Source organism: Streptomyces sp. Edi4 (genome assembly GCF_040253615.1).
Lineage (GTDB): Bacteria > Actinomycetota > Actinomycetes > Streptomycetales > Streptomycetaceae > Streptomyces.
The window spans coordinates 3,814,891-3,829,771 of record NZ_JBEJGY010000004.1; the positions used below are offsets into that span (position 1 = coordinate 3,814,891).

15 protein-coding genes and 1 tRNA gene are annotated in these 14,881 nt (G+C 70.0%); 4 read left to right on the top strand and 12 right to left on the bottom strand.

The annotated features are described in order from the left end of the window. Positions 1–37: 37 nt before the first annotated feature. The gene (locus ABR738_RS19355) at positions 38–370 is read right to left on the bottom strand and encodes a (2Fe-2S)-binding protein (RefSeq protein ID WP_350231239.1); all 333 of its coding nucleotides are present in this window, start codon (positions 368–370) and stop codon (positions 38–40) included. Then, positions 367–621 (bottom strand): 5'-nucleotidase, encoded by a 255-nt coding sequence (locus ABR738_RS19360; RefSeq protein ID WP_350231240.1) that lies wholly within the window; start codon positions 619–621, stop codon positions 367–369. Before ABR738_RS19360 ends, ABR738_RS19355 begins: the two co-directional genes overlap by 4 nt. Positions 622–869: 248 nt before the next feature. Here ABR738_RS19360 and ABR738_RS19365 point away from each other — a divergent pair, with 248 nt between their 5' ends. After that, positions 870–1,769 (top strand): helix-turn-helix transcriptional regulator, encoded by a 900-nt coding sequence (locus ABR738_RS19365; RefSeq protein ID WP_502964228.1) that lies wholly within the window; start codon positions 870–872, stop codon positions 1,767–1,769. Between the two features lie 79 nt (positions 1,770–1,848). On the opposite strand, the gene ABR738_RS19370 is transcribed toward ABR738_RS19365, so the two are convergent. The 7 genes from ABR738_RS19370 to ABR738_RS19400 all read right to left on the bottom strand — a co-directional run bounded on the left by ABR738_RS19370 (position 1,849) and on the right by ABR738_RS19400 (position 9,007). Next, a complete protein-coding gene (locus tag ABR738_RS19370; RefSeq protein ID WP_350231242.1) occupies positions 1,849–2,316 on the bottom strand; it encodes a heat shock protein transcriptional repressor HspR in 468 nt (155 codons plus the stop codon). A 1-nt stretch (position 2,317) separates the two neighbouring features. Beyond that, positions 2,318–3,505 carry a molecular chaperone DnaJ gene (gene dnaJ / locus ABR738_RS19375; RefSeq protein WP_350231243.1) on the bottom strand — a complete coding sequence of 396 codons (1,188 nt, stop codon included), beginning with the start codon at positions 3,503–3,505 and terminating at the stop codon, positions 2,318–2,320. Between the two features lie 45 nt (positions 3,506–3,550). Then, positions 3,551–4,189: a nucleotide exchange factor GrpE gene (gene grpE / locus ABR738_RS19380; RefSeq protein ID WP_350231244.1), complete on the bottom strand. Its 639-nt coding sequence runs from the start codon at positions 4,187–4,189 to the stop codon at positions 3,551–3,553. Beyond that, complete coding sequence (dnaK, locus tag ABR738_RS19385) at positions 4,189–6,042, bottom strand: molecular chaperone DnaK (protein WP_350231245.1); 1,854 nt, start codon at positions 6,040–6,042, stop codon at positions 4,189–4,191. The genes grpE and dnaK overlap by 1 nt, the downstream gene beginning before the upstream one ends. A gap of 214 nt (positions 6,043–6,256) precedes the next feature. Further along, positions 6,257–7,027, bottom strand: coding sequence for an FkbM family methyltransferase (locus ABR738_RS19390; RefSeq protein ID WP_350231246.1), 771 nt, complete (start codon positions 7,025–7,027; stop codon positions 6,257–6,259). Between the two features lie 55 nt (positions 7,028–7,082). Beyond that, positions 7,083–8,126, bottom strand: coding sequence for an MraY family glycosyltransferase (locus ABR738_RS19395; RefSeq protein ID WP_350231247.1), 1,044 nt, complete (start codon positions 8,124–8,126; stop codon positions 7,083–7,085). A 14-nt stretch (positions 8,127–8,140) separates the two neighbouring features. After that, a complete protein-coding gene (locus ABR738_RS19400) occupies positions 8,141–9,007 on the bottom strand; it encodes an NAD-dependent epimerase/dehydratase family protein (RefSeq protein ID WP_350231248.1) in 867 nt (288 codons plus the stop codon). A 248-nt stretch (positions 9,008–9,255) separates the two neighbouring features. Between ABR738_RS19400 and ABR738_RS19405 the strand changes: the two genes are divergently transcribed. Both ABR738_RS19405 and ABR738_RS19410 read left to right on the top strand, forming a co-directional pair. Then, complete coding sequence (locus ABR738_RS19405) at positions 9,256–11,547, top strand: (Fe-S)-binding protein (protein ID WP_350231249.1); 2,292 nt, start codon at positions 9,256–9,258, stop codon at positions 11,545–11,547. Positions 11,548–11,753: 206 nt separating this feature from the next. Beyond that, a complete protein-coding gene (locus ABR738_RS19410; RefSeq protein WP_350231250.1) occupies positions 11,754–12,755 on the top strand; it encodes a YIP1 family protein in 1,002 nt (333 codons plus the stop codon). A gap of 91 nt (positions 12,756–12,846) precedes the next feature. On the opposite strand, the gene ABR738_RS19415 is transcribed toward ABR738_RS19410, so the two are convergent. The 3 genes from ABR738_RS19415 to ABR738_RS19425 form a co-directional block, all read right to left on the bottom strand. Beyond that, on the bottom strand, positions 12,847–13,353 hold the full coding sequence (locus ABR738_RS19415) for a phosphoribosyltransferase (RefSeq protein WP_350231251.1): 507 nt from the start codon (positions 13,351–13,353) through the stop codon (positions 12,847–12,849). A 2-nt stretch (positions 13,354–13,355) separates the two neighbouring features. Further along, positions 13,356–13,931: a dCTP deaminase gene (gene dcd, locus ABR738_RS19420; RefSeq protein WP_267058858.1), complete on the bottom strand. Its 576-nt coding sequence runs from the start codon at positions 13,929–13,931 to the stop codon at positions 13,356–13,358. A 362-nt stretch (positions 13,932–14,293) separates the two neighbouring features. Continuing rightward, the gene (locus ABR738_RS19425; protein WP_350234902.1) at positions 14,294–14,479 is read right to left on the bottom strand and encodes a hypothetical protein; all 186 of its coding nucleotides are present in this window, start codon (positions 14,477–14,479) and stop codon (positions 14,294–14,296) included. Between the two features lie 279 nt (positions 14,480–14,758). Here ABR738_RS19425 and ABR738_RS19430 point away from each other — a divergent pair. Next, positions 14,759–14,832 (top strand) — tRNA-Gly (locus ABR738_RS19430). Positions 14,833–14,881: the final 49 nt, after the last annotated feature.

The following is a 14,881-nucleotide window of genomic DNA, read 5'->3' on the forward strand; positions in this document are numbered from 1 at the left end:
GAAGCACCTGCGCGATGTACAACGACGGGGGATCGCGTCAGGCACTGCGGGGGGTGGCGGTGGATGAATCGGGTTGAGCCTCCGACTCGAAAAGCTGATGGTCACGCTGGTCGAGGTTGACGAAGACCATGCCGTAGCGGACCACGCAGCGGATGGGCTGCGGCGCCCCGCGCGGCCGGCGCAGGCACCGGTAGGCACGGACGTCTTCATCGTCCTCACGGGCGATCAGGACGGGCTCACCGAGCAGGGTGACCATCAACGAATCGCCACGGTGGGGGACTGCTGTGGCGAGGTCGATGAAATGCCACCCAGAGCGGTAGGCCGTGGCCATTTCGCGACGAAAAGTACGGTCGTCAGGCGGGAAGCTCATGCGACAGCACCCGCGGGAGCGTCCTCCCAGGTGATGTCACCGGGCGCCGCACCCTTGGGCGCGGTCTCCCAGGTGATGTCACCGGGCGCGGCCTTGGGCGCCACCTCCCAGGTGATGTCACCGGCTATGGTCGCGACCTTGGGTGCGATCTCCCAGGTGATGTCCGACGCGGTCGTGACATCCGCCTTCGCGGGGTGGGACTCCCAAGTGATGTCCCCAGGCGCCGAGAGAGCGCAGAGAGCAGCCGCCACAACGGCTGTCGTGCTTAGTGCTCGAACCATCCTGCTCATGGCCGATCTCCACCTCTTTTGATCATTACCTCCCCCCGCGGATACGACGATGGCTCACTCCGACCACTTGCACCAGCGCGGCCAGGCATCATGTTCCTGTAATTCAAAAGCATGAGGGGGGTGCAACTAGGTTGAAACAGGGGCATATAGGACACGATCACGGCCCGGTCGATCTGTGCGAGACGGGGACGGCGCTGTACGCCCTCGCCCTGCGTACGGGCGGGATTTCCCGGTCGGACGCCGAGGCCGCCCCGTGCCTGACCGACCTCACCCTGCTGCGCCCCGATCCGGACGACGCCGAACTGCTGCGCCCGGTTCCCCCCACGGTGGTGCTCAACTCGCTGACGCAGCCCCTGGAACGGGAGATCGAGGAGCGCAGAAGACTCTCCATCGCCCTGGCCGGCACGTTCGAGCCGTTCATGGCGATCGCGACCCCCGACCGCTCCGGCACCCACGCGATCACGGTCCTCGAAGGCCTCGAACTGATCAACGCGACCCTCGACCGCGTCATCGACGAGTGCACCGACGAGCTCCTGGTCATCCAGCCCGGCAGCGGACGCAGGCCCGAGAGCTTCGAGGCGGGGCTGCGCCGCATCGAACCCCTGGTGGCGCGCGGCGTCGAGATGCGCACCCTCTACCAGCACACCGCCCGCCACCACTCCGCCACCATCGGCTACGTGGAACGGATCGCGCCGTACGGGCTCGAGGTGCGCACCCTCGAAGAGATCATCGACCGGCTCATCATCATGGACCGGAAGATCGCCTTCATCCCGGCCCGCAGCGACCGCCAAGTCGCCCTGGAACTGCGCCACGAAGGGCTCGTGCAGTATCTGGTCGGCGTCTTCGACCAGTTCTGGCAGTCCGCCGTGCCCTGGGACGACGAGGTCCCCTACCACCTGGAGACGGCCGGCATCACCGGCGTCCAGCGCTCCATCGCCAAGCTCCTGGTGGAGGGCCACGTGGACGAGGCCATAGCCCGCAGGCTCGGGATGAACGTACGCACCTGCCGCGCGCACATCGCCAAGCTCGCCGCCGCGCTCGGCAGCGGCAGCCGGGCCCAACTCGGCTTCCTCATCGCCCAGTCGGGCATCCTGGACCAGGACGCCTGAGGCCCGCCGCCCCCCACAAGGGGAACGACGGGCCTCACAGGGGGCGCTGGGGCCCCGGAGAGCCCTGCGGCTACCCCGACTACTCCGACGTCCGCTTGGGCCGCCACACGACCAGCGCGCCGGCCTGCTGGACGTCCTGATAGGGCACGAGGTCGCGCCGGTAGGAGGCATGCACCTGGGCCTCGCGCTGCTGCATCGCCACGGCCGCGCCCTCGACGGCGCCGGCCAGCTCCGCCACCCGCGCCTGGAGCGCCGCGACCTGGTTCTCCAGCTCGATGATGCGCTTGATGCCCGCCAGGTTGATGCCCTCGGTCTGCGACAACTGCTGCACCGTACGCAGCAGTTCGATGTCGCGGGCCGAATAGCGCCGACCGCGCCCGGCCGTGCGGTCGGGCGAGACCAGGCCGAGGCGGTCGTACTGCCGCAGGGTCTGCGGGTGCAGACCGGAGAGCTGGGCCGCCACCGAGATGACGTACACCGGGGTCTCGTCGGTCAGCTCGTACGCCCGGCCGCCGAAGGGCGGCTGGCGACGCTGGCGGGGGTCCATCTCATGCTCCCTTCACGGCCTGGAACAGCTCGGCCCGCGGGTCCTGGCCCGCGGTGGCGTCGCGGAAGGTCTCCAAGGCCTCGCGGGCCTTGTCGTCCAGCTCCTTGGGCACGGCCACCTCGACCGTGACGAGCAGGTCGCCCCGGGTGCCGTCCTTGCGGACCGCGCCCTTGCCGCGGGCCCGCATCGTACGGCCGTTGGGGGTGCCCGCGGGCAGCTTCAGGGTGACCGGCGGGCCGCTGAGCGTGGGCACCTTGACCTCGGCTCCCAGCGCGGCCTCCGTGAAGGTGACCGGCACCGTGACCGTGAGGTTGTCGTCCTTGCGCCCGAACACCGGGTGCGCGTCGACGTGCACCACCACGTACAAGTCGCCCGCAGGGCCGCCCCGTTCGCCCGGCGCGCCCTTGCCGCGCAGGCGGATGCGCTGGTTGTTGCTGACCCCGGCCGGGATGCGGACCTGCATGGTGCGCGAGGAACGCGCCCGGCCGCTGCCCTTGCAGACGTCGCACGGGTTCTCGGCGATCAGGCCCCGGCCCTTGCAGTCCACGCACGGGTCGGTCAGCGAGAAACCGCCGCCCGAGCCGCGCGAGACCTGGCCGGTGCCGACACAGGTCGGGCACACCCGGGGCGTGCCATTCTTGTCGCCGGTGCCCGAACAGGCCTTGCAGGGCGCCTGGCTGGAGAGCCGGATCGGGACCGTGGCGCCGTCGACCGCCTCGGTGAAGCTGAGCGTGACCTCGGACTCCAGGTCCTGGCCCCGGCGCGGCTGCGTGCGCTGGCCGGCGCCCGCGCCGCCCCGGTTGAACAGGCCGCCGAACACGTCGCCGAGGCCGCCGCCGAAGCCGCCCGCCCCCGCGCCGCCCCCGCCGGGCTGCTGCCCGCCGAACAGGTCACCCAGGTCGAAGTTGAAGCTGCCGCCGCCCGCGCCGGGACCGGCCCGGAAGCCCCCGTTGCCGAAGAGGGCGCGCGCGTCGTCGTACTCCTTGCGCTTCTTGGGGTCGCCGAGGATGTCGTTGGCCTCGGAGATCTCCTTGAAGCGCTCCTCCGCCTTGGTGTCGCCCTTGTTGGCGTCGGGGTGGTTCTCGCGCGCCAGCTTGCGGTACGCCTTCTTGATCTCCGCGTCGGTGGCGTCCTTGGGGACGCCGAGAACCTTGTAGTAGTCCTTCTCGACGAAGTCCTTCGTGTTCATCGACGTCCCTCCTTCCGGACGATCACTTCTTCGATGACCGCCGCGTCAGCCCTTGTCGGGGCCACCGCTCTCCTCGTCGCTCGACTGTTCTTCCTTGGCGGCCGCGCCCGGCTGGGGCTCGGCCACCGCGACCCGCGCGGGGCGGATCGTACGCTCGCCGATCCGGTACCCGGGCTGAAGGATCGCCACGCAGGTCGTCTCCGTGACGTCCGGCGCGTAGCTGTGCATCAGGGCCTCGTGGACCGTCGGGTCGAAGGGCTCGCCCTCCTTGCCGAACTGCTGGAGGCCCATCTTGGCGGCGACCGTCTCCAGGGATTCGGCCACCGACTTGAAGCCGCCGGTCAGTTCGCCGTGTTCCCGGGCCCTGCCGATGTCGTCGAGCGTGGGCAGCAGCTCGGTCAGGAGACCGGCGACGGCGACCTCCTTGACCGTGACGCGGTCCCGCTCGACGCGGCGGCGGTAGTTCTGGTACTCGGCCTGGAGGCGCTGGAGGTCCGCGGTGCGCTCGGTGAGCGCCGTCTGGGCCTGGTCCAGCTGGGCCTGAAGGGCGATGTCCTTGGCTGCGTCCCCGGCCGGGGCCGCCTTCTCCTCCTTCGAGGAGTCGGCGGCCTTCGGCTCGGCGTCTTCCGATGCGCCGGAGGGGACGTCGGGCTTCTCCTCGAAGCCCGGGGTCTCCTCCGTCATCAGGCGGCGCCACCCTTCGGCTTCTCGTCGTCGACGATCTCGGCGTCCACGACATCGTCCTCGCCGTGCGCGGCGTGGGCCTGCTCGGCGCCCTCACCCGCGGCGCCACCCTGCGCGGCCTGGGCGTCGGCGTACATGGCCTGGCCCAGCTTCTGCGAGACGGCGGCGACCTTCTCGGTGGCGGTGCGGATCTCAGCGGAGTCCTCGCCCTTGAGCTTCTCCTTCAGCTCGGCGACGGCGGTCTCGACCTCGGTCTTGACGTCGGCGGGGACCTTGTCCTCGTTGTCCTTGAGGAACTTCTCCGTCTGGTAGACCAGCTGCTCGCCCTGGTTGCGGGACTCGGCGGCCTCGCGGCGGCGGTGGTCCTCCTCCGCGTACTGCTCGGCCTCCTCGCGCATGCGGTTGACCTCGTCCTTCGGCAGCGAGGAGCCGCCGGTGACGGTCATCTTCTGCTCCTTGCCCGTGCCGAGGTCCTTCGCGGTCACGTGCATGATGCCGTTGGCGTCGATGTCGAAGGCGACCTCGATCTGCGGGACGCCACGCGGGGCCGGCGGCAGACCCGTCAGCTCGAACATCCCGAGCTTCTTGTTGTACGCCGCGATCTCGCGCTCGCCCTGGTAGACCTGGATCTGCACGGACGGCTGGTTGTCCTCGGCCGTGGTGAAAATCTCGGAGCGCTTGGTCGGGATCGTGGTGTTGCGCTCGATGAGCTTGGTCATGATCCCTCCCTTGGTCTCGATGCCGAGGGACAGCGGGGTGACGTCGAGGAGCAGGACGTCCTTGACCTCGCCCTTGAGGACACCGGCCTGGAGGGCCGCGCCGATGGCGACGACCTCGTCCGGGTTGACGCCCTTGTTGGCCTCGTTGCCGCCGGTCAGCTCCTTGACGAGCTCGGCGACGGCCGGCATGCGGGTGGAGCCGCCGACGAGAACGACGTGGTCGATCTCGGAGAGCTGGATGCCCGCGTCCTTGATGACGTTGTGGAACGGCGTCTTGCAGCGCTCCAGGAGGTCGGACGTGAGCTGCTGGAACTGGGCGCGCGTCAGCTTCTCGTCCAGGTGCAGCGGGCCCTCGGCGGACGCCGTGATGTAGGGCAGGTTGATCGAGGTCTCGGTGGACGAGGACAGCTCGATCTTGGCCTTCTCGGCGGCCTCACGCAGGCGCTGGAGGGCCATCTTGTCCTTGGACAGGTCCACGCCGTGACCGGACTGGAACTGCTTCACCAGGTAGTCGACGACGCGCTGGTCCCAGTCGTCACCACCGAGGTGGTTGTCACCGTTGGTGGCCTTCACCTCGACGACGCCGTCGCCGATCTCCAGGAGGGACACGTCGAAGGTGCCGCCACCGAGGTCGAAGACGAGGATCGTCTGGTCGTCCTTGTCGAGGCCGTACGCCAGGGCGGCGGCCGTCGGCTCGTTGACGATGCGCAGGACGTTCAGGCCCGCGATCTCGCCGGCCTCCTTGGTGGCCTGGCGCTCGGAGTCGTTGAAGTACGCCGGCACGGTGATGACCGCGTCGGTGACCTTCTCGCCGAGGTAGGCCTCCGCGTCGCGCTTCAGCTTCTGGAGGATGAAGGCGCTCATCTGCTGCGGGTTGAAGCTCTTGCCGTCGAGCTCGATCTTCCAGTCGGTGCCCATGTGGCGCTTGACCGACCGGATGGTCCTGTCGACGTTGGTGACCGCCTGGCGCTTGGCGACCTCGCCGACCAGCACCTCGCCGTTCTTCGCGAAGGCGACGACGGACGGCGTGGTCCTGGCGCCCTCTGCGTTGGTGATGACGGTGGGCTCGCCGCCTTCAAGAACGCTGACGACGGAGTTAGTCGTGCCCAGGTCGATGCCGACCGCACGTGCCATTTCGATTCCTCCAACTGACTACTTGAGTGGAACTGGCTCAAGGATGCATGACGGCCCGCATCACGTCAACAGAGCTGAGTCCGGCCGACTCAAGTTTTATCCTGCACTTATCTGCAATGAATGCCATCAGTGCAGGTCAGAGGTGGTTTTGCGTGCGGGGCGCCGCGTCGTCGTACGCCCAGGAGACCGCTTCCGCACCGCTCCCGTACCGCTCTCACACCACTGCGGCCACCTGCGCGGGCACCTGTTCGCCCGGGGCCGGCGCGTCCTCGCGCAGCAGCACCAGGCCGCAGTGGAGCAGCCGTCCGTCGCGCGGGTCGGTGAAGTCCGGCGTGAGCGACATCAGGGTCAGGCCGAACCGCTCGCGCGCCAGCGCGAGCAGGTCGTCGAAGAGCCGGCCGCCCTCGAAGAGCGGCACCAGCGGCGCCCCGATCCGCACCCCGCAGATCTCATCCGCGAACTCCCCCGCGCCGTCCAGGACTTGGGCCTCGTACCCCTGCACGTCCAGCGCGAGGAAGACCCGCTCGCCCGGCGCCGTGACCTGCTTCCACACCTCGTCCAGGCGCCGGGTCTCCACGATGACGTCGCCGGTGTACGCGGCGCCGGGGGCCGCGGCGCGGTGGCGCGGCAGCATCGGCAGGAAGGAGCTCGCGGGGCCCGCGTCGCCGCAGATGTTGAGGGTGGCGGTCCCGGCGCGGTCGCCGAGCGCGTACGGCAGCACGCTCCAGGCGTCGTCGAGTCCGGCCCGGTGGCGCAGCTCGCAGCGGGGCTCGCGCAGCGGCTCGAAGGAGACGATGCGGCCCTGGTAGCCCGCCTCGCGAAGCAGCGCCCCGAAGTCGCCCCGGTACGCCCCCACGTCGAGGACCAGATCGATCTCGTACCGCCGCAGCAGGCGCACCAGGTCCTGGCCCGCCGGGCGGTGGCGGACCACGTCGATGCCGAGGCGGCGCACCGCGCGGCGCAGGTGGCGCGCAAGGGTCGTCATCACGTCTGTGCTGCTCCCGGGTGGAAGGGGGGTGTCGGCGGGTGGACGGGGCGGGTCATCCCCGGCCGCCGGCGAGGTCGACGGAGGCGGTGTGCGGGGCGGGGCCCGAGGGGGTGCGGGCGCGCGGGGGGCGGCGGCGCGAGGCGGGTCCGTACACCGGCACGCGCAGGAACAGCACCACCGCGACGGGCACCACGAGGGCGAGCGGCACCGCCGCGACAGGGGCGAGTCGTCCGTCGTGGATTTGCAGGGCGATGAGCGTGCAGGCGAGCGAGGCGAGGCCGAGCACCACGGCCGAGCCCTGGGTGGTGAGGCCGAGCGCCCGCAGCCGGTGCGCGATGTGGTCGCCGCCGCCGCGCAGCGCCGGGCGTCCCGCGCGGCGGCGCGAGAGCAGGACGAGCAGGGTGTCGGTGAGCACCAGCACGGTGAGCGCGAAGAGTTCGGCGGTGGTGCGCCCGCCGGGCTCCCCCGCGTGCACGGTGACGGCGGAGGAGGCGAGCAGGAATCCGGTGAACAGGGCGCCGCAGTGGCCCAGATGAATGCGGGCCGGGTGCCAGTTGTGCAGCAGGAATCCGGTCAGGGCGGCGGCGAGCACGCTCAGGAGCAGCCCGTTGCCGGGGTGGCCCCCGGCGATCGCGCAGACCGCGAGGCCGAGCGCCGTGACGGCGGCGACCGCGCCCATCACGCCGTCGCAGTGGTCGAGGAACTGGAAGGCGTTGGTGACGAACACGATCCACAGCACGGCGAGGGCACCCGCCCCGGGCGTCAGCCCGGCGAGCGTGACCACGGCGATCGCGGCCGCCGCCTGCGCCACGAGCCTGACCCGTACGCCGAGCGGCCGCACATCGCCGACGAGGCCGACCAGGGCGATCCCACCGGAGGCGGCGAGCAGCGGCGCCACGCCGGGGCCGAGTTCGGCGACGCCGAGCACGGGTCCCGCGCAGGCCACCCCGAGGGTGGCGAGCGCCACGGCGACGCCGCCGAGGTGGGGGGTGGCGTCACCCGCGCGGCCGAACCTGAGCATGAGGGCCCGGAGCAGCGCCGCGAGCGTCGCGGTCAGGACGAGGGCGGTCGTGGCGGCCGCGAGCCCGTGCAGCATGGGGATCCGTCCTCTCAGGCGCGGTGCTGCCCGGCCGGGGCGGCGGCGGGCGCTCGGAGTCCGGGCAGCACGACGGGTGCCTCGGCGCGGGCCCGGGCGATCGCCGCGTCGAGGATGTCGTCGAGGCCGCGCGTGGGCCGCCAGCCGGTCAGCTCGCGCAGCGGCGCGGTGTCGAACGGGCGGGCCGCCTCGCCGCGGATCCTGGCGTACGTCTCGTGCGGGACGCGGTCCACGACGTAGGGGAAGTGGCTGATCGTGGACGCGCCGCCGCAGCGGGCGATGACGCGCTCGGCCAGCGCCATCACGGTCGTCTCCTCGGCGCCCGCGATGTCGAACGCGCCGCCCGCCGCGCCGGGGTGGGCCAGCAGGGCGAGCAGCGCGGCGACCGCGTCGGTGACGTCCAGGAAGCGGCAGGCGCGGGTGCCGTCGCCGTGCACCGCGAGGGCGTCGCCCGCCACCGCCCGGCGTACGAGCCGGGTCAGGGCGGTGGCGTGCACGGGCGACTGGCGCGGCCCGACCGTGTCGCCGAACCTGACGACGACAGCCCCCGAGGCCGCCTCGCCCCGGGCGTCGGCCGCCGCGACGAGCAGGGCGCGCCCGAGCCGCAGGGCCGCGGCGCCGACGCAGCCGGCCACCGGCGCGAGGTGGACCACGGCGTCGCAGCGCGCGGTGAGTTCGTCGACCAGCGGCTCGTCCAGGACCGAGCCGCGTACGAAGCGCAGCCGGGGATCGGACCAGGAGGCGGCGAGGTTGGCGCGGGCGCCGGTGGACAGGTCGTCGAGCACGACCACGGTGTGCCCCCGGCCGAGCAACGCGTCGGCGAGGTGCGAGCCGATGAATCCGGCACCACCGGTGACCAGGTACGTGGCGGGAGCTGGCATGGGGACGCCCATTCGGTTCGATCGTCGTGGCCGACACCAAGTTAGTTTGTTATGTCCCTATATGTGGTGAATAACACGATGGATATCCGGCCGCACCTCCGGGCACTTCGAGCGACACAGATCACCGCCTGCGCGGCTACAGTGCGGCGTCATAAATGGGTACGCTCAGGTGGACTGGATAAGTTACTGCTTAGTAATCGTTTCGAGCCCGTCCCCGTACCCACCTCGCAGGCCCGAGGAGCCCCCTCATGCAACTCGCCGCGATCATCGTGTCGCTGGTCCTAATCGCGGTCGGCGTAGCGCTGTTCGGCCGTGCCATCGTGCAGATCTACCGCTTCGTGCGCCTCGGCCAGAACGTGCCGGCCGGTACGCGCACGGGCGATCCCACGCAGCGCACGATCACCGTGGTCAAGGAATTCCTCGGCCATACGCGCATGAACAAGTGGGGCATCGTCGGCGTCGCGCACTGGTTCGTCGCCGTGGGCTTCTTCTCGCTGCTGCTGACGATCGTGAACGCCATCGGCCAGCTCTTCCAGGCCGACTGGATCCTGCCGGTCATCGGCGACTGGCCGCCGTACAACATGTTCGTCGAATTCCTCGGCACCATGACGACGCTCGGCATCCTCACGCTGATCGCCATCCGGCAGCTGAACCGGCCGGGGCGCCCGGGCCGCAAGTCCCGGTTCGCGGGCTCGAACACGGGACAGGCGTACTTCGTCGAGGCCGTCATCCTCATCGTCGGCGTCTGCATCTTCACTCTGCACGCCCTTGAGGGCGCCCAGCACCACGTCGACAGCTACGAGGCCTCGTTCTTCGTCTCGTACCCGGTCGTCGCCTGGTTCCGCGGCATGGACCTGTCCACGCTCCAGAACCTCACCTACTTCTTCGCCGGCCTGAAGATCGCGACGTCCTTCATCTGGATGATCACCGTCGCGCTCAAGACCGACATGGGCGTGGCCTGGCACCGCTTCCTGGCCTTCCCGAACATCTTCTTCAAGCGCGAGTCGGACGGCGGCGTCGCGCTCGGCGCGCTCCAGCCGATGGCCTCGAACGGCGTGCTGGTCGACTTCGAGGACCCGGGCGAGGACGACGTCTACGGCGTCTCCCAGATCGAGCACTTCTCCTGGAAGGGCATCCTCGACTTCTCCACCTGCACCGAGTGCGGCCGCTGCCAGTCGCAGTGCCCCGCCTGGAACACGGGCAAGCCGCTCTCCCCCAAGCTCCTGATCATGTCCCTGCGCGACCACGCGCACGCCAAGGCCCCGTACCTGCTGGCGGGCGGCGGCAAGGACATGGAGGGGAACGAGAAGGCGACTCCGGAGCAGCTGGCGAACGTCCCCGCGGCCGCCCTCGCGGAGGCGGAGCGCCCCCTGATCGGCACCCTCGAAGCTGCATCTGACAGCGGCTTCGCCGCGGGCGGCGTCATCGACCCGGACGTCCTGTGGTCCTGCACCACCTGTGGCGCCTGTGTCGAGCAGTGCCCGGTGGACATCGAGCACATCGACCACATCGTCGACATGCGCCGTTACCAGGTGATGATCGAGTCCGCGTTCCCGTCCGAGGCGGGCACGATGCTCAAGAACCTGGAGAAGAAGGGCAACCCCTGGGGCCTCGCCAAGAAGCAGCGCGTGGAGTGGACCAAGGAGGTCGACTTCGAGGTCCCGATCGTCGGCAAGGACATCGAGGACCTGACCGAGGTCGACTACCTGTACTGGGTCGGCTGCGCGGGCGCCCTGGAGGACCGGGCGAAGAAGACCACCAAGGCCTTCGCTGAGCTGCTGCACATGGCGGGCGTCAAGTTCGCGATCATGGGCGGCGACGAGAAGTGCACCGGTGACTCGGCCCGCCGCCTCGGAAACGAGCCGCTGTTCCAGCAGCTCGGCCAGGAGAACGTGGCCATGCTGAACATGGCGTACGGCGAGGACGAGGAGGACCCGGCGACTCGCAAGCCCAAGTCCGCGAAGAAGATCGTCGCGACCTGCCCGCACTGCTTCAACACGATCGCGAACGAATACCCGCAGCTGGGCGGCGAGTTCGAAGTCATCCACCACACCCAGCTGCTCCAGCACCTCATCGACGAGGGCAAGCTGGTCCCGGTCACCCCGGTGGACGGTCTGATCACCTACCACGACCCGTGCTACCTGGGCCGCCACAACAAGGTCTACACGCCCCCGCGCGAGATCATGTCGGCCGTCCCGGGCCTGCGCCAGCAGGAGATGCACCGCCACAAGGAGCGCGGCTTCTGCTGCGGCGCCGGCGGCGCGCGGATGTGGATGGAGGAGCGGATCGGCAAGCGCATCAACAACGAGCGCGTGGACGAAGCCCTCTCCCTCAACCCGGACATCGTCTCGACCGCCTGCCCGTTCTGCCTGGTCATGCTGACGGACTCCGTCAACGGCAAGAAGAACGATGGCAAGGCGAAGGAGAACCTCCAGGTCGTGGACGTGGCGCAGCTGCTCCTCGACTCGGTGAAGACGCCGGTGGACCCGGCCGGCACGGCCGAGACGGAGAACGCGCCGGAGCCCGAGCCGGTGAAGTAACGGCCCCGAGCCCCGACACGAGCGGCCGGTTCTGCCCCAGGGCGGACCCGGCCGCTTCGCGTGGTCCCCAGCACTCTCGTCCGGCCCGCGAGGCACGGCACCGCCGCCCCCGGCAGTCCCCTAGGGGATGTCACAGGTCAGCCGCAAAGGCGCCCGGTTCCGGCCGCCCCGGGTTGGGGCACCGACGGAACAGGTACGTTCGATTCGTGGCTGGATTCAGGATGGGACGCGGCGGCCGGGACACCAACCGCCCCCCGCGGCAACCGCGACAGCAAGGGCAGCAGCAGGCGCCGGCACAGCAGTGGCCGGGCGCCCAGCAGCAGCCGCAGTACGGGTACGGGCAGGGGCAAGGACAGCAGCGACCTCACGGGTACGGACAGGGGCAGCCGCCGCGCTACGGCGACGAGGGGCCGCCGTACGGAAATGAGCGGCCACCGTACGGAAACGAGCAGCCGCGCCACCAGCGGCCGCCGCACCCCCAGCAGGAGGAGCCGGAGTACTTCGGCGACCCCTACTACCCCGGCCAGGGCGGCCCCCAGGGCTACCCCCCGGATCAGGACCCGTACGCGAACAACCCGGGCCACACCCAGGCGTTCAGCATCGGTGAGGACCCCTACGGCGACGGCGCCACCTACCGCGCGGGCGCGGTCGCGGCCCCGCCGAGCGGCCCCCGTCTGCACTGGAAGGAGCTCCTGTCCGGCATCGTGACGCGGCCGGGGCCGACGTTCTGGCAGATGCGGGACCACCCGGTGTGGGGCCCCGCGCTGATCGTCACGTTCCTCTACGGCATGCTGGCGATCTTCGGCTTCGACAAGGCCCGCGAGGACGTCATCAGCACCAAGCTGGGCACGGCCGTCCCAGTGGTCCTCATGACCGGCGTCGTGTTCGTGGTGGGCGGCCTGATCCTGGGCGCGGTGACGCACACGATGGCCCGCCAGCTCGGCGGCGACGGCGCGTGGCAGCCGACGGTCGGCCTCTCCATGCTGATCATGTGCCTCACCGACGCGCCGCGTCTGCTGCTCGCGGTGTTCCTCGGCGGCGACAACGGCGTGGTGCAGGTCCTGGGCTGGGCGACCTGGCTCGCGGCGGGCGCCCTGTTCACGTCGATGGTGAGCAAGTCCCACGACCTGCCCTGGCCCAAGGCGCTCGGCGCGTCCGCGATCCAGCTGGTGGGGCTGCTCTCGCTGATCAAGCTCGGCACGATCTAGGCGCGGGCGCCCGATCCGGGCGCGGACGTACGCGCACGAAGGGGCCCCACCGGACGACCGGCGAGGCCCCTTCTCCCGTACCTGACGGGGCTCAGGCGTCGAGCACCTGGCCCTCGCGCCGCACGACGGGCGGCTCGACGGACCAGGGGAAGTTGATCCAGTCGTCGGTGCGCTTCCAGACGTACTCGCACTTCACCAGCGAGTGGGACTTCTCGTAGATGACGGCGCTGCGGACCTCGGCGACGTGCTCGACGCAGAAGTCGTGGACGAGCTTGAGCGTCTTGCCGGTGTCGGCGACGTCGTCGGTGATCAGCACCTTCTTGCCGGAGAAGTCGATGGCGTTGGGCACGGGCGCCAGCATGACCGGCATCTCCAGGGTGGTGCCCACACCGGTGTAGAACTCGACGTTCACCAGGTGGATGTTCTTGCAGTCCAGCGCGTAGGCGAGACCACCGGCGACGAAGACACCGCCGCGCGCGATGGAGACCACGATGTCGGGCTCGTACCCGTCGTCGGCGATGGTCTGCGCGAGCTCGCGGATGGCCCCGCCGAACTTCTCGTAGGTCAGGTTCTCGCGTACGTCGTTCTGGTCGCTCATGCTCACACCTGGGTCCGATGGAAATTGAGGAAGGACCGCGAGGCGGTCGGCCCGCGCTGGCCCTGGTAACGCGAGCCGTACCGCTCGGAGCCGTACGGCTCCTCGGCCGACGAGCTCAGCCGGAACAGGCACAGCTGCCCGATCTTCATCCCCGGCCACAGCTTGATGGGCAGCGTGGCGACGTTGGAGAGCTCAAGGGTGACGTGCCCCGAGAAGCCGGGGTCGATGAACCCGGCGGTGGAGTGCGTGACGAGCCCGAGCCGGCCCAGCGAGCTCTTGCCCTCCAGACGGCTGGCGAGGTCGTCGGGGAGCGAGATGACCTCGTACGTCGAGGCGAGCACGAACTCGCCGGGGTGCAGGATGAACGCCTCGTCACCGTCGGGCTCCACGAGCCGGGTGAGGTCGGCCTGCTCGACCGCCGGGTCGATGTGCGGGTAGCGGTGGTTCTCGAACACCCGGAAGAAGCGGTCGAGGCGCACGTCGATGCTGGACGGTTGCACCATGGATTCGTCGTAGGGATCGATCCGTACCCGCCCGGAGTCGATCTCGGCCCGGATGTCCTTGTCTGAGAGAAGCACGCCCCGAGGATACGCAAGGCGCGCGGCCCCGCCCCAATCGGACGACCCGCGCGCCTGCACTCCACCGCTGATCCGGGCGACCCCGGGCGACCCCGGGCGGCCGTGTGCGGCCGTGTGCGGCCGTGTGCGGCTGGTTGGCCCCGGCGGCCCTGGCAGACTCACCCGGGCACTGACCCGCACCCTGGCTGAGATCACCGAACGCCTGCTGCCTCCACGCCGCCACCGGACCTGCCCCCGAGTCATCAAACGCAAGATGTCCAACTGGCCGCTCAAACGGACCGAGCACCGCAACGGGACACCACCCGCACCAGACACCGTCACCATCACCCGGCACGACAGAACCTAAGTCACCGGCATTGGTCCTAGCCGCGGCCGACCGGCACCGGCACGGCATGCCGCAGCCGCGCGCACCGAGGACACCGGATCAGCCGGCCCGGCCCGATCCGCTCGGCGCCGAGCTGCTGCATCGGAAACGAATCGGTGGTGAAGACATGCCCTTCGGCGCAACGGACGACGGTGCGCTCCAACGAGTCCATCAAGTCGCTCAAGTCCCTTCCCCAACAAGCCCAGCAGACGCCGACGGGCGCGCCAGGGCTCAACGAACCACGGACGGAGAAACCACCACATTAGGGGATGAACAAGACGGGACCTCACGCGGCACTCCGCCCCCGCGCACCCCCTCCACGGTACGCCCCAACTCCCGCCCCCGGCACGGGTATCCCTCCCCGCCAAAGCCCCCCGACAGCACGAAGGCCCTCGGTGAACCCACCGAGGGCCGAGCATGAGGTAGAGTGAGCGACGACCGCTCCCGCATCGGGAACGATCTTGCGAGTGTAGTTTAATGGTAGAACATAAGCTTCCCAAGCTTAGAGCGCGGGTTCGATTCCCGTCACTCGCTCCATCCTTTACCCCCAGGTCAGCGACCTGGGGGTTGTTTGTTGTCTAGACCA